13 protein-coding genes, 7 tRNA genes and 1 other annotated feature are annotated in these 17,957 nt (G+C 48.8%); of the genes, 1 reads left to right on the forward strand and 19 read right to left on the reverse strand.

Annotated elements, in window-relative coordinates; all coding sequences use genetic code 11:
* Positions 1–21: 21 nt before the first annotated feature.
* The 13 genes from C508_RS0106380 to C508_RS0106440 form a co-directional block, all read right to left on the reverse strand.
* Positions 22–3,708, reverse strand: a complete 3,687-nt coding sequence (locus C508_RS0106380; protein ID WP_018702716.1) for a PolC-type DNA polymerase III — start codon at positions 3,706–3,708, stop codon at positions 22–24.
* Between the two features lie 29 nt (positions 3,709–3,737).
* Positions 3,738–4,235: an anaerobic ribonucleoside-triphosphate reductase activating protein gene (nrdG, locus tag C508_RS0106385; RefSeq protein WP_018702717.1), complete on the reverse strand. Its 498-nt coding sequence runs from the start codon at positions 4,233–4,235 to the stop codon at positions 3,738–3,740.
* A gap of 29 nt (positions 4,236–4,264) precedes the next feature.
* Positions 4,265–6,283 carry an anaerobic ribonucleoside-triphosphate reductase gene (nrdD, locus tag C508_RS0106390; protein WP_018702718.1) on the reverse strand — a complete coding sequence of 673 codons (2,019 nt, stop codon included), beginning with the start codon at positions 6,281–6,283 and terminating at the stop codon, positions 4,265–4,267.
* A 45-nt stretch (positions 6,284–6,328) separates the two neighbouring features.
* A complete protein-coding gene (gene nrdR / locus C508_RS0106395) occupies positions 6,329–6,823 on the reverse strand; it encodes a transcriptional regulator NrdR (RefSeq protein WP_018702719.1) in 495 nt (164 codons plus the stop codon).
* 144 nt (positions 6,824–6,967) lie between these two features.
* Positions 6,968–7,053: transfer RNA gene (locus C508_RS0106400), tRNA-Leu, on the reverse strand.
* 61 nt (positions 7,054–7,114) lie between these two features.
* Positions 7,115–7,188: transfer RNA gene (locus C508_RS0106405), tRNA-Cys, on the reverse strand.
* Between the two features lie 8 nt (positions 7,189–7,196).
* Positions 7,197–7,271 (reverse strand) — tRNA-Gly (locus C508_RS0106410).
* 7 nt (positions 7,272–7,278) lie between these two features.
* A tRNA-Phe gene (locus C508_RS0106415) sits at positions 7,279–7,354 on the reverse strand.
* A gap of 3 nt (positions 7,355–7,357) precedes the next feature.
* Positions 7,358–7,433 (reverse strand) — tRNA-Asp (locus tag C508_RS0106420).
* A 122-nt stretch (positions 7,434–7,555) separates the two neighbouring features.
* Positions 7,556–7,930, reverse strand: coding sequence for a response regulator (locus C508_RS0106425; protein WP_018702720.1), 375 nt, complete (start codon positions 7,928–7,930; stop codon positions 7,556–7,558).
* A complete protein-coding gene (gene thiD / locus C508_RS0106430; protein WP_018702721.1) occupies positions 7,905–8,756 on the reverse strand; it encodes a bifunctional hydroxymethylpyrimidine kinase/phosphomethylpyrimidine kinase in 852 nt (283 codons plus the stop codon). Before thiD ends, C508_RS0106425 begins: the two co-directional genes overlap by 26 nt.
* On the reverse strand, positions 8,753–9,430 hold the full coding sequence (locus C508_RS17970; RefSeq protein WP_018702722.1) for a hypothetical protein: 678 nt from the start codon (positions 9,428–9,430) through the stop codon (positions 8,753–8,755). Before C508_RS17970 ends, thiD begins: the two co-directional genes overlap by 4 nt.
* A gap of 149 nt (positions 9,431–9,579) precedes the next feature.
* Positions 9,580–9,655: transfer RNA gene (locus C508_RS0106440), tRNA-Trp, on the reverse strand.
* Positions 9,656–9,968: 313 nt separating this feature from the next.
* Positions 9,969–10,195: a binding site (T-box leader), on the forward strand.
* Between the two features lie 61 nt (positions 10,196–10,256).
* Here C508_RS0106440 and C508_RS0106450 point away from each other — a divergent pair.
* Complete coding sequence (locus tag C508_RS0106450; RefSeq protein WP_018702724.1) at positions 10,257–11,411, forward strand: YkvI family membrane protein; 1,155 nt, start codon at positions 10,257–10,259, stop codon at positions 11,409–11,411.
* A 155-nt stretch (positions 11,412–11,566) separates the two neighbouring features.
* Here C508_RS0106450 and C508_RS0106455 read toward each other — a convergent pair.
* From C508_RS0106455 to carB, 6 genes are all read right to left on the reverse strand, one after another.
* A tRNA-Gly gene (locus C508_RS0106455) sits at positions 11,567–11,641 on the reverse strand.
* Between the two features lie 100 nt (positions 11,642–11,741).
* Positions 11,742–12,323, reverse strand: a complete 582-nt coding sequence (pyrE, locus tag C508_RS0106460) for an orotate phosphoribosyltransferase (protein WP_018702725.1) — start codon at positions 12,321–12,323, stop codon at positions 11,742–11,744.
* 2 nt (positions 12,324–12,325) lie between these two features.
* A complete protein-coding gene (gene pyrF / locus C508_RS0106465; RefSeq protein ID WP_018702726.1) occupies positions 12,326–13,042 on the reverse strand; it encodes an orotidine-5'-phosphate decarboxylase in 717 nt (238 codons plus the stop codon).
* 25 nt (positions 13,043–13,067) lie between these two features.
* Positions 13,068–13,982: a dihydroorotate dehydrogenase gene (locus tag C508_RS0106470; RefSeq protein ID WP_018702727.1), complete on the reverse strand. Its 915-nt coding sequence runs from the start codon at positions 13,980–13,982 to the stop codon at positions 13,068–13,070.
* Positions 13,975–14,742, reverse strand: a complete 768-nt coding sequence (locus tag C508_RS0106475) for a dihydroorotate dehydrogenase electron transfer subunit (RefSeq protein WP_018702728.1) — start codon at positions 14,740–14,742, stop codon at positions 13,975–13,977. Before C508_RS0106475 ends, C508_RS0106470 begins: the two co-directional genes overlap by 8 nt.
* Positions 14,735–17,956, reverse strand: coding sequence for a carbamoyl-phosphate synthase large subunit (gene carB, locus C508_RS0106480; RefSeq protein ID WP_018702729.1), 3,222 nt, complete (start codon positions 17,954–17,956; stop codon positions 14,735–14,737). Before carB ends, C508_RS0106475 begins: the two co-directional genes overlap by 8 nt.
* Position 17,957 lies beyond the last annotated feature (1 nt).

Consider the following 17,957-nt stretch of genomic DNA (forward strand, 5'->3'; position numbering starts at 1 on the left):
CGGGAGTTTTTTTGTCTAAAATCAACCAAACAACATCAGCTGATTGCTTTCCGGCAACCCTTCCAAGCAGCCATGATTACGCAGCGCTTCGATAACGGCGCTAGAAACACGGGAACGAGACTTTAAATCCTCTTGCGAAGTAAACGGTCTATCTGGACAACGGCTGGCAACCAAGTTCAACGCAGCCGAGCCGCCAACGCCTTGCAACGCACCCAAAGGAGGAAGCAACGCTCCGTCGACAATGCGAAACTTAGACGCATCAGATTCATACAAATCAATTCGCTTAAAACTAAAGCCTCGCAAATACATTTCCATTGCCATTTCCATGATCGTAAAGAGGGCTTTATCCTTAGCCGAGGCCTCTTTTCCCTGCGCTTCAATGACATCCATTTCTTTTTTCAGGCTCCCCTTATCGCCAACAATACGGGCAGCGTCAAATTCCGTGGCGCGCACAGTAAAGTAGGCGGCATAAAAGGCCAAAGGATGGTGCACTTTGAACCAAGCTATACGGAAAGCCATCATCACATAGGCTACTGCATGGGCCTTCGGAAACATATATTTAATCTTTTGACAGGATTCCACATACCAGTCCGGAACGTCTTTTTCTTTCATTTTCGCGACATTTTCCGGAGTAATGCCCTTCCCTTTACGCACGCCCTCCATAATCTTAAAGGCTACCGAAGGTTCCACTCCCTTGTGAATTAAATAAATCATAATATCGTCGCGCGCGGAAATGGCTTCTGATAATTTGGCCGTTCCATCCTTAATTAAGTCTTGTGCATTATTCAACCAAACATCGGTACCATGGGAAAAACCGGAGATGCGCACTAATTCACTGAAGGTTGTCGGCAGCGTGTCTTCCAGCATCTGGCGCACAAATTTCGTGCCGAATTCCGGAATACCAAAGGTTGCTACGGGACTTCCCATCAACTCTTTAGGAGTCAGACCGACTGCATCGGTGCTAGAAAAAAGACTCATCGTTACCGGATCGTCAAAGGGTATGGTTTTTGCGTCAATGCCAGTCAAATCCTCCAGCATGCGAATCACTGTCGGATCGTCGTGTCCCAGAATATCGAGCTTAACCAAACAAGAGTCAATTGAGTGATAATCAAAATGCGTTGTAATGGTTCCGGAATTTTTATCATCCGCTGGACGTTGGATGGGTGTAAACTGATGTACGTCCATATCTCGCGGCACAACCGTAATGCCCCCCGGATGCTGCCCTGTCGTACGCCGCACGCCGGTGCAGCCGCTGACGAGACAATTAATATGGGCATTACGAGGATTTTGACCCCGATCGTTAAAATAGTTCTTCACAAAACCGTAGGCCGTCTTATCCGCCACCGTGGCGATAGTACCGGCGCGAAACACATTGTCCTTGCCAAAAAGTTCTTCCGTATACTTATGAGCTACCGGCTGATAATCTCCTGAAAAATTCAAATCAATATCTGGCACCTTGTCGCCGTTAAAACCCATAAAAACAGCAAACGGAATATCCTGTCCGTCTTTGCGCAGGTGCTTGCCGCACTGCGGACAGTCCTTATCCGGCAAGTCAAAACCGCCTCCATAGCTGCCGTCAGTAACAAATTCACTATGCAAGCAATGCTCGCAACGCCAATGCGGCGGCAACGGATTTACCTCTGTAATCCCGCTCATGGTCGCCACAAAGGAAGAACCTACCGACCCTCGAGAGCCAACCAAATATCCATCATCCAGCGATTTTTTCACCAGCTTATGCGCAATCAGATACAGCACGGCAAAGCCATTGCCAATAATGGATTTCAGTTCAAACTCCAAGCGCTCTTCTACCAGTTTCGGCAATTCTTCGCCATACCATTCCCGTGCTTTGGCGTAGGACATGGAGCGAATGCTCTCTTCAGCTCCTGGAATTTCCGGCGCAAACAGCCGATTAGGAATAGGTTTAAAATCTTCAATCCACGAAGACACCTGTTGCGGCGCTTCAATAACCACTTCTCTGGCCTTGGCCTTCCCTAGATAAGAAAATTCCGCCAACATTTCGTCGGTAGTATGCATATAAAGAGGCGGCTGATGATCCGCATCGGAAAAGCCTTTGCCAGCCATCAAAATACGCCGGTATACTTCATCCTCCGGATTTAAGAAGTGCACGTCTCCTGTAGCCACCACAGGCTTGCCCGCTTTTTTAGCCAATTCGCATACCTTGCGGTTAATATTACGCAGCCCTTCTTCGTCCGGAACCATGCCTTCCCGCACTAAAAACGCATTATTGCCGATAGGCTGTATCTCCAGATAATCGTAAAATTCAGCAATCCTAAGCAATTCACTTTCTGGCGACTGATGTACGATGGCCTGAATCAATTCTCCAGCCTCACAAGCCGAGCCCAAAATCAGCCCTTCCCTGTGCTCCACTAATACGGAACGCGGAATACGCGGCGTACGATGCAAGTACTTTAAATGGGAAATGGAAACCAAACGATATAAGTTACGCAGCCCAACTTGATTCTTCGCTAAAATTACAATATGCCGAGCCTGGTTGATATCATGTTCAAAAAGATATCCTTCCATCCCGTAAATCACTTTAATACCGCAGTCTCCCGCCACCTTCTGCGCTTCAGGAAACGACTGCACAACTCCATGGTCGGTAATCGCAATAGCCGGGTGTCCCCAGCGCGCAGCCGTTTTAATCAGTTCTTTCGCCGAGACCATCCCGTCCATATTGCTCATCCGCGTATGCGCATGAAGCTCAATCCGTTTTTCTTCGTTTGTATCTTGGCGCAATTCCTTATCTGCACGATTCATGCTGTCGGCGAACAAAACTAGGTCGTTGCTGAACTTATCATACTGCACCTTGCCACGCAAACGTACGCGCAAGCCGTCTTTCACATCGCCCACTGCTTTACGACAGCTTTCCCCATCATCAAAAAACACCTTGCCGGCAATGCCGCCCGAGGGATCTCCGACGTCAAAGGTCATCAAAAATCGACCGGTCCGCAATTCGCGAATATCAACTTGACTCAATTCCCCTTCGACAATAACGGATTTCTCTTCGTCTTGAATCAGCGACAACGGCTGCACTTTCTCTTTTGACAAAGATCTGCCGAAAAAGATACTGCTCTTTTTCCCAGCCCCTTCGCCGCCGTTTTTTTGCTGATCCTGTATCATTTCCAAGGCGGCCAGGTATTCCGGAGTCAACGCTTCCTCCGGTTGCGCCGCAACCGGTTCCGCTTGTGTAATGTTGCAAATGACCCGGCATTGCCGTTGAAAGCTTTCTGCAATCCAATGCTGCAGTTTAGCGGCCACATTTTGGCTTTCTGCCAATTCCGCCGCCAAAGAACCCTGTAGGTTCAAAGTAAGACATTCGTTTTTCCATTCCCAGCAAGAGGAAGTCAATAGCCTTTTTAAAGCTGGCTGCGCTCCCGAAACCAATTCGCAAACATCCGGCCAGTGCAATTGCAGATAGTCCTCAAGCCGTCCGGGACGCTGCACAAAACGTACCGTTTTTAAGCCGCAGCCCTGACAAAGGCTTCGGGCTAGCTGTTGCAGCGTTTGCTCCGCCAATAAGCATTCTACTTCTAAATGAACTACCCAGGACAAGGCTTGCGTATCCACATCTACCTTGGCAATCTGAGCAGAACAAAGTCTGGCTTTTTCTTCTTGCGGTAAAACCAAGGGCTGCAGAAACTGCAAAAACGAATCTTGGCTCTCCGGTATAATACAATACTGATGCATGAAAATCCCTTCCTTAGGAAAGTGATTGCTTAGCTCGCCGCCAATCCATATAATACGGCGCAGCCAGCCTCACGGCTTTTTCGCACATCCAAAATTCGTTGATTGCGCGAACCGCGATATGGCAATGTCAAATCCCTTTCACCTTGCACAAAAGGGCCGTCAACAAGCACATCCACCCAGCGTAAAGCAGGCAAATGACTAATTTCCTCGTATAGATACCCCGTATAAAGCCAGATATCCACATTAGAAAGTCGCATGCGCAGCTCAGCCAGTACAATTTCCAACGCTTCCGCCTGAAGCAGAGGATCGCCGCCACTGAAAGTAATCCCCTTATGCAACGGAGTCAATCGCTTCAAAATCTCTTGCACCAATTGACTTTCTTCCCATTCCGTACCGCCGTCAACCGAAAGGAGCGCCGGGTTATGACAACCCTCACAGCGTCTTGGGCAACCTTGCAGAAATACCGTAAGTCGGATTCCTTCACCGTCTACAATGGATTCATCTAGAATATCCGCACACCGAATCATAGTCACTTACACTTCCCTTGTTTAGACAATCATTTTCGAAAATGACTGACACGTTCATTCAATTCCTGCTGTTTAGAATCATTGAACCGCTCGGTAGTACTCAAATAACCGGTAATTCGACGCACGCGCCGTACCGAGGTAGCACTGCAAGAGGGGCAGGACTCCGTCTCAATAACCCCTAGATAACCGCATTTTTGGCAAAAATCAACAGGGAAATTGATACCTGCATAGCCGAAATCATTCTCTTTCATATGCCGCAATACCGCTTCCACTGCAGCTAAATTATTAACAGGCGGGGAACTAAATTCCACATAGCTAATGTGGCCTGCATTGGTCATTTTGTGATAGGGCCCTTCAATGCGCACCTTCTCAAAGGCATTAATGGGATAATATACAGGTACATGGAACGAATTTGTATAATAATCGCGATCCGTCACACCAGGAATAATGCCGTATTCCTTACGATCCATACGCAAGAAACGACCAGACAGGCCTTCGGCAGGCGTAGCCAGCAAGGAATAATTCAAGCCATATTTATCAATCGCCTTATCAACTTTATCACGCATAAAGGAGACGATTTCTTCCCCCAATGCCCTTGCTTCTTCGTCCTCGCCATGGTGAGCGCCAGTAAGAGCAATCAAAGTCTCCGCCAATCCAATAAACCCTACTGACAACGTGCCATGTTTGATCACCGGCTCAATCGGATCGTTCGGCTTGAGCGCTTCCGATTCTAAATACAAGTGCTGCCCCATCAAAAAAGGCATATCTTTGACTTTCAAACTCGCCTGCACTTGATAACGATGATACAACTGCTCGCAAGCCAAGTCGATCAAATCAGACAAACTTTGATAAAACTTCATCAAATCTCGTTCTGCCTTGATTCCCAGCCGCGGCAGGTTAATGGTCGTAAAGCTGAGATTTCCCCTGCCGTCGGTAACCTCCGGTCCGCAACAGTTAGCCATCGTACGGGTCCGACACCCCATATAGCCAACCTGATCCCCGTAAGGCGCATTAAAAGAAGAATCCATAAAGCTAAAAGTAGGATTTAATCTCTGGGACGCTACGCGCATGGCTAATTGAAACAAATCATAGTTGGGATCGCCAGGATTAAAGTTAACGCCCTCTTGAATTCGGAAAATGATGTTCGGGAAAATCGGATTTTCACCTCGTCCCAAACCTTTTTCATAAGCCAAGAGAATATTTTTGATTACACTGCGACCAGCTGGCGACGTATCAGTTCCGATATTCAAACTGGAAAAAGGAACCTGCGCTCCAGCTCGGCTATGCATGGAATTGAGGTTGTAAATCAAGGCCTCCATGGCTTGATAGACTTCTTCTTCACTAGCCTGCTCCATAAACGGCGCCATATCGCGATCAAAAAAAGCAAAGCTTTGTCCTCCATGCATGTCATTCTGACTGCTTTGCAAGATAATGGCAGCTAACGCAGTCGCACTAGCCGGACGTTTCGGAGAGCGGATAAAACCATGACCGTTATTAAAACCGGAATGCAGTAATTTCCCCAACGGAATTTGCACGCAAGTCAGGGTTTTGCCGTAAAAATCCAGATCGTGAATATGGATATCTCCGCGTCGGTGCGCCTGAGCCATTTCTTCTGGAATTAAACGGTTCAAATAGTAAGCTTTACTCGCCGCCGATGCAATTTGCAGCATTTTAGCTGATGGGGAATTAGAAACATTAGCGTTTTCACGGCTCGTTTCTACCAAAATATCAGCTACAGCATCCATTAATTCCGACTGGGATTCACGCATTCGAGTCCGTTGGTAACGATATAAAATATAAGCTTTTGCTGTTTTGGCATGGCCCTTTTCAATTAGGATTTTTTCAACCGTATCTTGAACATCTTCTACAGTAAAACTGCCGCCATTGTATTTTTGCTTTAAAAAGCGTAACACATCCAAAGTCAATTCCATTGCCATTTGCCGGTCCGCACCGCCTACAGCTTTCGCCGCCTTAAAAATAGCATCGGTAATTTTTGTTTCATCAAAAGAAACTTCTCGGCCATCTCTTTTCCGAATCATTGTGAACATATAACAACCGCCTCGCTTATTCTAAAAATAGGAGCAAGAGTGTGATTATCCTTTTTTTCTCCCTTTGCTCTTAAGCGGCCCTTGCTGCCGCCTCAAAAGCAAAGATTCCAGTTCATCTTTAAAATTATGCAAATCCGTAAACTGTCGATACACAGAGGCAAAACGAACATAAGCCACCGGATCTACATCCTGCAGCAAAACCATAACTCTTTCGCCAATTTCCCGCGAAGAAATCTCTCTCTCCATCGTGTTATAGATATCTCGTTCCACCTGGTTGGCCAATTCTTCAATTTCCTGCAAAGATACAGGCCTTTTTTCACAAGCTCGCATAAGTCCCGCTTGCAGCTTTGCCTTGTCAAACATCTCCCGTCGACCGTCTTTCTTCACGACCATCACAGGTACTTTTTCAACTACTTCATATGTAGTAAAGCGTCGTTGACAATGCAGGCATTCACGGCGTCTGCGAATAGACACCCCTTCTTCAGCCGCCCGGGAATCAATAACCTTGCTTTCCGGAAATGCACAAAACGGACAGCGCACTAGCGTCTCCTCCTACTATATATGGTATTTCCTTTTATATTATAAGCCATATCTTGTAATACTACCAGACGACGAAAGGCCTACAAAAAAATTTATACTTCCTTAAGCCATAAAAAAAACTCCGCAATGCGGAGTTTAAATTTTTGGTGCGGGTGGTCGGACTCGAACCGACACGGAGTTGCCTCCGAGGGATTTTAAGTCCCTTGTGTCTGCCATTCCACCACACCCGCCTAGATTTGGAAAAAGCCCGCATCCTTTGAGATACAGGGCTCTCTATACATAATAAAAAATTGGAGGCGGCACCCAGATTTGAACTGGGGATAAAGGTTTTGCAGACCTCTGCCTTACCACTTGGCTATGCCGCCTTAAAAAATGGAGCGGAAGACGAGATTCGAACTCGCGACCCTCGCCTTGGCAAGGCGATGCTCTACCACTGAGCCACTTCCGCATAATGATGGTGCCATAGGACGGAATCGAACCGCCGACACGAGGATTTTCAGTCCTCTGCTCTACCGACTGAGCTACCATGGCAAATGGCGACCCCGATCGGATTCGAACCGACGATCTCCGCCGTGACAGGGCGGCATGTTCACCGCTACACCACGGGGCCATTACCTACTGCAGTAACGATTGTACCGAATGCCGAAAGCTTTGTCAACCCGAGAGTTAAACAAGCACCCAATCAGCTCTTCGCCAGCCACGTGTTGTATTATAACATAACACCACGGATTGTCAAGCAGGCTTTTTAGGGTTTAAAACTCGATCCAGCACCGCCGCTATTTGTTCCGGTACAAAAGGTTTAATGATAAAGTCCTTTGCGCCAGCTTCAAGCGCCTCATTTATAATGGCCTGCTGCCCCAATGCAGAAACCATAACAATACACGCATCTTTGTCTTTCTCGCGAATTCGCGCGACCGCTTCAATGCCGCTTACATTGGGCATGGTAATATCCATAGTAACCAAGTCCGGCAATAACTCTTCATATTTTTCTACTGCTTGCTCGCCATCGCCCGCCTCACCGACAATACGATGACCAAGTCCCACCAATGTGGTTTTCAGCATCATCCGCATAAATGCAGAATCATCGCACAATAGCACTCTTGCCATATTTTCCTCCCCATTCAGCGCCAAAGGCCGCTTGGTACAATTCATAAAAATGATGTGTAGGACCTACCCCTTGTCCTAATGAAAAGCCATGCTCTATCGCCATGGTAATATAGCGTTTAGCCTCTCCTACCGCTTCGGAAATTTCCCAGCCGCGAGCCAAAAAAGCGGCGATTGCGGAAGAAAAAGTACATCCGGTACCATGGGTGTGAACGCGCGGCAAACGAGGGTTATGAAAGGCTCTATACTCGTTCCCATCGTACAAAATATCGCAAGGATTCCCCTCTAAGTGCCCGCCTTTTACAACTACATACCTAGGGCCCATAGCGTGAATCCGCTTCGCCGCCTCCCGCATAGCCGTTTCATCCTCAACTTGCATAGACGCCAGCACAGATGCTTCATGCAAGTTTGGAGTTACAATGGTGGCCAGAGGCAGCAATTTGCTTTTCAGCGCCCCCACGGCTTCCGCTTGTAACAGGGGAGCGCCATGCTTAGAAATCATAACCGTATCCAAAACAATCGGCGCCACCTGATAGCGTTTTAACTGTTCCTCCACCACTTCAATAATGGCAGCGGAAGAAAGCATGCCAATTTTCACCGCCCCTACCGGTATATCATCAAATACCGCCTGCATTTGCGCTGCAATAATTTCCGCATCCAAGTCACGCACCGCCGTTACACCGCAAGTATTTTGCGCCGTAATAGCCGTTAGCACACTCATTCCATATACGCCGCAAGCGGCAAAGGCTTTCAAATCCGCCTGAATCCCAGCTCCGCCGCCAGAATCTGAGCCTGCAATCGTCAAAGCTGTAGGAATTACCGTATTCATGGATTCTGCTCCTTTTCCAGGCGCTGACGCAGCGTTTCCAGCACTGGCGTCAACCGTTTCTCCAGTTTTTGCTCCAACTCTGTCAGTGTCTTCGAATCAAAGTCGCTTACCAATTCCGGCAACCCTTGGACGCGAAGCTCCCCAAAGAATTCATCTCTATATACATTATAATACAAAACCAAGGACGTTTGTGCGACTAAATCGCTGTAATCAAGAATAAGATAGGACCCATTTATCACTTTCACAGGCTCTTTAGGCGACAAAAGCAACTTAAAGCCAGACGCTTCTTCAGGTAATTGCTCCGCATACGTCCATTGTAAGAGCTTTTTTTCTTGTATGGCTACCCCTACCTGATCTGGTACAAATGTCATAAATTCTTCTAAAGTTTTATCTAAACGGTTACGCAATAAGCCTTCAAACTCGCCTAACGATTGTGAAAAATAGGAGATATCGTTAAATTCCAGCAAACCAAGACCAATGCGCATAAAATAACTTTTCTTAGCAATATCATAATATGCTTTTACCCAGCGAGCGCCATCCCGACGATGATAAGAAAAAAAATAATACTTTTCATTTTCCAATTTTTCATCGCGCTCACATCGACACCCTTGCGTTTCCTCCGGCAATTCGCGCAAAAAAGCCCATGCCTTAAATTGTTCCAGCAACTCTTCCATAAAAAACCTCCGCTCTAAAGAGTAACGCCTCCCCGCCAACTGTAGGACATGATCCTTGAAAAGGTCCTCTAAACAACATTTCCCATCGTTAAATGCACTCGAAAAACAAAAAATGACCCGGTCAAAAACCGCGTCATTACTAGATTGAGTGGCAGGGGCAGAAGGACTTGAACCCTCAACCAACGGTTTTGGAGACCGCTACTCTACCAATTGAGCTATACCCCTATATTATAAATCACGCACCGCAGGCATTCCCCTTGGCACGTTTTGTATTATAACATAGGTCGCCCGCCTTGTCCAAGGTAAAATTATAAAACCCATAAACATTTCCAGCAGGTTTCACTTCCCTATTTATCTTTCCTTCCAATGGCATCATTTGTCCGTTTGGAAAAGATAGTATTCGGATGTAAAAAGTAAATTTGTTATATTTTTTCTTTAATTCCATTGACAATGTCTTCATTGGTTGCGATAATGTATACATTCAACGAATGATGTTGCAGCTGCTTTTACATCTTTGTTAACTAAAATTTTATGATTTTCAAAAGCGATGATCGGAACAAAGCAAAATCTACGTTCTTGCAGAGAGCCGGTGGTTGGTGAAAACCGGCAGAAACGATTCTTGCGAAACTCATCCGGGAGCTCTAAAGCTGAATACGCATTGGCGTTTAGGCTTCAGCGATTGTCCACGTTACGGGCATCAGCCATTTTACGGCTGAGTAATGAGCCACAAACATAGGGTGGTACCGCGATCTTCTCGCCCCTATTGACACAACCGTGTCAATAGGGGCTTATTTTATTCTGCGTACTTTTAAGGAGGACTTTTAACATGAACAATCAAAAAACCGGCTCCATTGGCGCAGCTGCAGCCATGGCGGCCGTCTGGTTTGCAACCCATTGCGGAGGCGGCTTCGCCACAGGCAACCAAGAAGTAAATTTCTTTGTAAAATACGGCTGGTACTCGGTATTTCTTCCCGTCATCGCTATGCTCATCTTAGGCTGGGGCCACCGAAACGCCCTCGTCTTAGCCAAAGATTATCAAACTTATGATTACAAAAGCTTTGGCGACGCCCTATTTCATCCTTATGAAAAATATTTCTCTCTCGTTTTTGAAATCGGCTATATTTTACTCTTCATCTGCGGCGTCAGCACCTCTATTGCAGGCTCCGGCTCCCTGTTGCAAAGCTCTTTGGGAATTCCTTATGGCATTGGCATTGTCGCCATCGGCGCCATCATCTTGTTATTGACCATTTTCGGCACCGACCTCGTCATCAAAGCCTTGAGCTTCAAAACTTACTTCTTAATCGCAACACTGCTGACCCTCTGCATCCTTGGCCTGCAAATGGGCGCCCTCAACTTTGAACGCATCATCACAACCCAAGAAACCTTCGGCCATAGTTTCGGCGATGCAGTCTGGTTCACCATGATCTACATAGGCTTTCAGGCTTTCACCGTCTTGCCGATTATTTCAGTCTCTCAGCACATTAAAACCACTAGAGACTGTAACTGGTTTATGCTCTTTGGCACGCTGTTAAACGGCTTGTTCCTGGTCGCTGTGTGCATCATGCTGCTGGGCTTCAGCCCGGAAGTACTCAATCAAACATTACCCGTGTATTTCGTTTGCACACAGCTAGACTTACCTTGGCTGAAGATCCTTTATACCACCATTCTCTTCGTCGCCCTGCTGGGAACGGCTATCTCTCTGATTTTTTCAGCAGTAGCTCGTTTCGAACCGGAATTAAACCGCCGCAACATTTTTCAGTCGGTGCGGTTGCGTCGTGTTGCCATTTCGGTAGTTTCTATTATTCTCTGCACAAGCATCTCCGTTTTTGGATTGACAAATATCGTTGTAAAAGGCTACGGTTCTGTGGGCTACATCGGTCTGCTCTTCGTCTTGCTTCCTGAAATCGTAGTGGGCACCATTAAAATCCGCAATAACGAACGTCGCCGCAAAGAGCAAGAACAGCAACGCCTGGGCGCTTAAAAACGCTCCCCCATAACGAACGCGAGAACCAAAATAATCAGATATAACAAAAATAGCGACTGCTTGTCGAAAGACAAACAGCCGCTATTTGCACACGACTCTTTGATACCAAAAGAAAAGCTCAGTCTTTTAGACTGAGCTTTTAATTATACATATGGAGCGGAAGACGAGATTCGAACTCGCGACCCTCGCCTTGGCAAGGCGATGCTCTACCACTGAGCCACTTCCGCAGATATCGATGCCGGAGCACCTCTTACGGATATGAATTATATCAACTTTAACCTCTTCTGGCAAGAGCTTTTTGTATTTTATGCAGAATTTTTATCTATTTTATGCTTTGAGATGTCGGCTACCGCGTTTCGTCATAGGCTTGCCCTCTTGGCAAAGAGGGCATTCTGCCGCTGCATAGGTTGGCACCGTTAAGTTAAGCAACGCTTCTACCCGCAAACCGCCAAAATCCGCTTTACCGCCGCTGCGGTTTACCAGCAGGCCAACTCCTACAATATCGCCGCCTTGCGCGCGCACCACATCAACAACTTCTTTTACAGAGCCGCCGGTAGTTACAATATCTTCAACAATGAGTACTTTTTCACCAGGACGAATGAAAAAGCCCCGACGCAAGGCCATGGCGCCATTTTCCCGCTCTGTGAAAATAGCCCTAGTTTCTAAAGCCTTGCCTACTTCATGAGCCAGCAGAATACCGCCGGTCATGGGGCCGATAACCACTTCTACGCCAGCATCAGCAAAGCGCTCCGCCAACTCCTTACAAAGGCGTTCCGTCTGTTTTGGCCACTGCAGCAGATTAAATTTTTCCACATATAACGGACTATGCAGGCCAGACGTGAGCAAAAAATGCCCCTCCAAAATGGCCTCCGTCTCTTGCAGCAATTGTTTTACTTCCTCTTCACGCATGCTTATGCTCCTTCCATTTCCGCCGCCAAGCGCCGCAGCGCCGCCAGCGGATTTTCCGCTTTCGTTACAGGACGTCCAATTACCAAGTGGCTCGCGCCGGCGGATAAAGCACTGGCGGGAGTCGCCACCCGCTGCTGATCGTCCACCGAGACGCCTGCAGGCCGAATACCTGGCGTCACAATCGCAAAGTCCTTACCGCAGGCTTGGCGAATGGCAGCCGCTTCCTGCGGGGAAGCAACCACTCCCTGTAAGCCTGCTTCCTGCGTCAGCTGCGCCAAACGCAGCACCGCCTTATTTACGGGCTCTCCGTGCCCTAAGCGCTCCCATTCGTCACCGCCAATGCTGGTAAGAACCGTAACCGCCAAGACAACAGGAGCCTGCATTCCGCAGCGCAGCGCCTCCTCAGCAACCACTTCACCAGCGCGACGCATCATCTCCAGACCTCCCGAAGCATGCACATTCAGCATGTCCGCTCCCAAACGAGTTAAGGCCCCCAGGCCTTTTGCCGCCGTATTCGGAATGTCATGCAGTTTGAGATCCAAGAAGACCTTTTTGCCCGCAGCTTTCAAATGTCGCACAATGTCGCCGCCGCTGCTATAAAAAAGCTCCATACCCACTTTATAATAGGTAGCTTCTTCTCCTAAAATACCAACCAGCGCCAAAGCTTCTTCCTGTGAGGAATAGTCCAACGCAATAATCCGCTTCTCTTTTCCGCTCATCCTTTACACTCCATCGCTCGCAGCCTTAAAACCGAACTTGGCCGATCATTTGCTGCACATTTTCAAGTCCCCGTTGCTGTACATAGGCCTCTAAGCCCTCTGCCACATCCAATGCCGCTCTAGGATTGACAAATTGGGCTGTACCAACCGCTACTGCCGTTGCACCGGCTAAAAGAAATTCCGCCGCGTCGTCCGCTGTCATAATGCCGCCCATACCGATGATCGGTACTTGTACCGCTTTAGCCACTTGATAGACCATACGAACGGCCACAGGTTTTACTGCCGGCCCGGAAAGACCTCCCACGCCGTTGCCCAGCTTTGGTTTCCATGTATGAACATCAATCGCCATGCCGGTTAAGGTGTTAATTAAGGAAATGGCATCAGCCCCCGCCGCTTCTACGGCCTGCGCCATTTGCGCAATATCCGTCACATTCGGAGACAGCTTTACGATAACCGGTTTCTTCGTACGCCCTTTTACCGCTTTTACGACTCCGGAAGCCATGGCACAGTCCGTACCAAAAGCCAGGCCACCTTGCTTAACGTTCGGGCAGGAAATATTAACCTCCAGCGCCGCCACGCCGTCTACGTCCAATTTTTCCGCCAGTAACGCATATTCTTCTTCGGTGCGCCCGGAAATATTGACAATAATGTTCGTATCTAAGGCTTTGATTTTCCCCAAAGTCTGCGCCAAAAATACGTCCACTCCCGGATTCTCAAGACCGATGGAATTGAGCATGCCCGCGGGGGTTTCCACAATGCGCTGGCCGCTATTCCCGGGCCATGGCGTCAGGGTAGTACCTTTAACCACAATGGCCCCCAGTTTGGATACGTCAAAGAAATCGCCATATTCCAGGCCAAAGCCAAAGGTTCCCGAAGCGGTCATAACCGGGTTTTTTAGTGTGAGACCGGCCACCATAACTGACATCGAAGGATTAGGCATCGTAAAACACCTCCTCCGCCTGGAAAACAGGCCCGTCGGTACACACCTTGCGCCGTTTGCCCTCTTTATCTGCGCACGTACAGGATAAACAAGCGCCTACGCCGCAAGCCATGTGCTTCTCTAAAGAAACCTGGCAAGACAATTTTTCTTGAGCCGCCCACGAGGCTACTGCCTGCATCATAGGCTCCGGACCGCAGGTAAACACGCTATCAACGCCTTGTTTCAACGCCTCCGGCAAACCAGCTACAACGGTTCCCTGCAACCCGCAGGAACCGTCATCCGTAGTGGCTATAAGCTGCGAGCACACGCCGCAAAACAAATCCAGCCAGAATAAATCTTCCTGGCAGCGTCCGCCCAATACAATTTTGACCGGCAGCGGACAAAGACGCTGCGCCAAAAAGAGTAACGGCGCCAAACCAACTCCGCCGCCAACCAACAACGGCTGCTTTCCCTCTAATTTAAAGCCATTCCCCAACGGCCCCATTAGATCCAGCACGGCTCCTGCGGTCATGGCGGACAGCAATTTTGTGCCTTCTCCCACAACGCGGTAAATCAAAATCAGCGTCCCATCCTCTTGAGCCCCCGCAATGCTGATCGGACGGCGCAAAAGAGGCGCCGCCGTTGCGGCGACTCGTACATGTACAAACTGCCCCGGCTGCGCCTGTCTTGCGATTTGAGGCGCTTTTAGCGCCAGGCGGTATACGCCGGGCGCTAAAAGTTCCTGCTGCAGCACGGTGGCTTCTTCCACCAGCTTAGGCAAGAGCGTCTCCTCCTCCCACATAATCCTGCAGTGCCAACACATACACCAAGCGGCGATCGCGCATAAAACGCATCACTTCCAGCACTTCTCTAACCGTATCCATCGAAGTCAGGCAGGGAATGCCGTGTTCTACCGTAGCACGACGGATGCGATACCCGTCGCGCTCCATTTCGCGCCCTTGGGTTAGCGTGTTAACCACCAAATGAATCCCGCCGGTTTTCACCAGGCGAATAATATCGTCTTTACGCTGATGCACTTTTTGCACCAGTTCTACTTCCAGCCCCAGCGAGCGAAGATGGTTAGCAGTTCCTTCCGTAGCCAGCAGCTTATAGCCCAACGCTGCAAATTTCAAAGCCATTTGTCCGGCTTCTTCTTTGTCCTTGTCAGCAACCGTAAAGAGCACCGAACCATGGGCGGGAATATTCATACCTGCCGCCACCAAGGCTTTGTAGAGCGCTCTGGCGTAGTGATAGTCAATCCCCATAACTTCGCCGGTCGATTTCATTTCAGGTCCTAATGAAATGTCTACCTGCTGCATTTTTCCAAAGGAGAACACCGGCGCCTTGACGGCGATATACGGTTTAAAGGGAATCAACCCCGGCGTATATCCCATCTCCTTGAGAGTATGCCCCAAAGCGCAGCGCGTGGCCACGTTAACCATCGGCACGGATGTCACCTTGCTGAGAAAAGGCACCGTACGACTGGAACGAGGATTAACCTCGATCACATATACTTCGCCTTCAAATACAACATACTGGATGTTCAAAAGACCTTTGACTTTGAGGCTTTTTGCCATGCGCTGCGTATAGTCCACGATGGTGTCCATAGTACGCTGCTCCAGCGTCTGCGGCGGATAAACAGCAATGCTGTCTCCAGAATGCACGCCAGCGCGCTCCACATGCTCCATGATGCCAGGAATGACTACATCCACGCCGTCGCAAATAGCGTCCACTTCCACTTCCTTACCCTGCATGTAGCGGTCCACCAGCACAGGATGCTCCGGCGAAGCTTTTACAGCACGCCCCATATAATCCCGCAACTCCGCTTCGTTGTAGACAATTTCCATCGCCCGACCGCCCAATACGTAGGAAGGACGTACCACAACAGGATAGCCCAAAGAGTTAGCGGCAACAACCGCATCTTCACCGTTGGTGACGGTTTCACCTTTCGGCCGGGGAATATTCAGTTCTTCCAGCAAGGCTTCAAAACGCTCCCGATCCTCGGCGCGGTCGATGTCGTCTACCGATGTTCCCAGCACCTTGACGCCAGCCTTAGCCAACGGGCCAGCCAAATTGATCGCCGTCTGCCCGCCAAACTGAACAATGATTCCTTCTGGTTTTTCCTTATCAATAATGTTGAGCACATCTTCCGGCGTCAGCGGTTCGAAATACAGGCGGTCCGATGTGTCAAAATCGGTACTTACCGTTTCCGGATTGTTGTTAACAATTAAGCTTTCAAGGCCCATTTCCCGCAAGGCCCACGCAGAATGCACCGAGCAATAGTCAAACTCCACCCCTTGGCCGATGCGAATCGGGCCGGAGCCTAATACCATCACCTTGCGGCGATCGCTCGGCACCACTTCGTCCTCTTGAGCGTACGCTGAATAGTAGTAAGGCGTGGCCGCTTCAAACTCAGCGGCGCAAGTGTCTACCATTTTATGCGTAGGCAGAATCCCCAAGGTTTTGCGTTCTTCTCGGATCGCAAATTCTTCTTTCCCGGTCAAGCGACCAATGGTGCGATCCGTAAAGCCCCATTTTTTGGCCTGCAGCAAATTAGCTTCCGTTAAGCCGTCCGTACGCAGCCGAGCTTCCATGGAAACAATATTGCGCATTTTTTCCAAGAAGAAAATATCAATCTTGGTAATATCGTGAATTTCATCCACTGTTACGCCGCGGCGTAGGGCCTCGGCAATCACAAAGAGCCGCTCGTCGTCAATGGCATGCAGCTTCTTGCGCAATACCGCATCATCCAGTTTCGCCAAGTCCGGCAGTTCCAAATGATTCAACCCGATTTCCAGAGAGCGAACAGCCTTTAAAAGAGCGCCTTCTAAAGTCCGGTCAATGGACATGACCTCCCCGGTCGCTTTCATCTGTGTCCCCAGCGTCCGATCAGCCAAAACAAATTTGTCGAAAGGCCAGCGCGGAAACTTAACTACCACATAATCTAAGGAAGGTTCAAAACAAGCTTTGGTTTTACCGGTAACCGCATTGGTAATTTCGTCCAGCGTGTAGCCAATAGCAATTTTACTGGCTACCTTGGCAATCGGATAACCGGTTGCCTTGGAGGCCAAGGCGCTGGAGCGGCTGACGCGGGGGTTTACCTCGATCACATAGTAACGGCGGCTCTTCGGGTCTAAGGCGTACTGAGCGTTACAACCGCCCTCAATACCCAGCTCGCGAATAATATCCAAGGAAGCCGTACGCAGCATCTGGTATTCGGCGTCTGTCAGCGTTTGCGACGGCGCTACAACAATGCTATCGCCAGTATGCACGCCAACAGGATCAATATTTTCCATATTACACACGGTGATGCAGTTGTCATTGGCATCCCGCATAACTTCGTATTCGATTTCCTTCCAACCGGCCACGCTGCGTTCAATAAGTACCTGGCCAATCAGGCTATATTTAAGACCTTTAACGACCGTTTCATCCAACTCGTCATCATTGTGCACAATGCCGCCACCGGTGCCGCCCAGAGTATACGCGGGACGTACAATCAACGGATAGCCAATTTCAGCGGCAAATTCTCGAGCCGCCTCCAAGTCTTCTACAATGGTACTCTCTGGAATCGGCTGGTTAAGAAACTGCATGGTTTCCTTAAATAGTTCCCGGTCCTCCGCCTTTTTAATGGCTTTTAAGGATGTCCCCAGCAATTCTACGTTGAATTTTTCCAGCACCCCGGATTCCGCCAGTTTAACCGCCAAATTCAGACCAACTTGACCGCCAAGAGTAGGCAAAAGACCGTCTGGACGTTCTTTTTCAATGACTTCCGCCAAAAACTCGGCTGTCAACGGTTCGATATATACGCGGTCCGCTACATTGGCATCCGTCATAATCGTCGCCGGATTGGAGTTAACCAGCACCACTTCCAGACCTTCCTCTTTTAACGCCCGGCAAGCCTGGGTTCCGGCATAGTCAAATTCGGCAGCCTGACCGATAACAATAGGGCCCGAGCCAATGACCATGACCCTCTTGAGATATTCCTTTTTCGGCATG

Origin of the sequence: Anaeromusa acidaminophila DSM 3853, assembly GCF_000374545.1 — a bacterium.
GTDB classification, from domain to species: domain Bacteria; phylum Bacillota; class Negativicutes; order Anaeromusales; family Anaeromusaceae; genus Anaeromusa; species Anaeromusa acidaminophila.

Coding starts and splice junctions, on each gene's coding strand:
- C508_RS0106380 (WP_018702716.1), bottom strand. CDS start 3,708: ATGCATCAGTATTGTATTATACCGGAGAGCCAAGATTCGTTTTTGCAG.
- nrdG (WP_018702717.1), bottom strand. CDS start 4,235: ATGATTCGGTGTGCGGATATTCTAGATGAATCCATTGTAGACGGTGAA.
- nrdD (WP_018702718.1), bottom strand. CDS start 6,283: ATGTTCACAATGATTCGGAAAAGAGATGGCCGAGAAGTTTCTTTTGAT.
- C508_RS0106425 (WP_018702720.1), bottom strand. CDS start 7,930: ATGGCAAGAGTGCTATTGTGCGATGATTCTGCATTTATGCGGATGATG.
- thiD (WP_018702721.1), bottom strand. CDS start 8,756: ATGAATACGGTAATTCCTACAGCTTTGACGATTGCAGGCTCAGATTCT.
- C508_RS17970 (WP_018702722.1), bottom strand. CDS start 9,430: ATGGAAGAGTTGCTGGAACAATTTAAGGCATGGGCTTTTTTGCGCGAA.
- C508_RS0106450 (WP_018702724.1), top strand. CDS start 10,257: ATGAACAATCAAAAAACCGGCTCCATTGGCGCAGCTGCAGCCATGGCG.
- pyrE (WP_018702725.1), bottom strand. CDS start 12,323: ATGCGTGAAGAGGAAGTAAAACAATTGCTGCAAGAGACGGAGGCCATT.
- pyrF (WP_018702726.1), bottom strand. CDS start 13,042: ATGAGCGGAAAAGAGAAGCGGATTATTGCGTTGGACTATTCCTCACAG.
- C508_RS0106470 (WP_018702727.1), bottom strand. CDS start 13,982: ATGCCTAATCCTTCGATGTCAGTTATGGTGGCCGGTCTCACACTAAAA.
- carB (WP_018702729.1), bottom strand. CDS start 17,956: ATGCCGAAAAAGGAATATCTCAAGAGGGTCATGGTCATTGGCTCGGGC.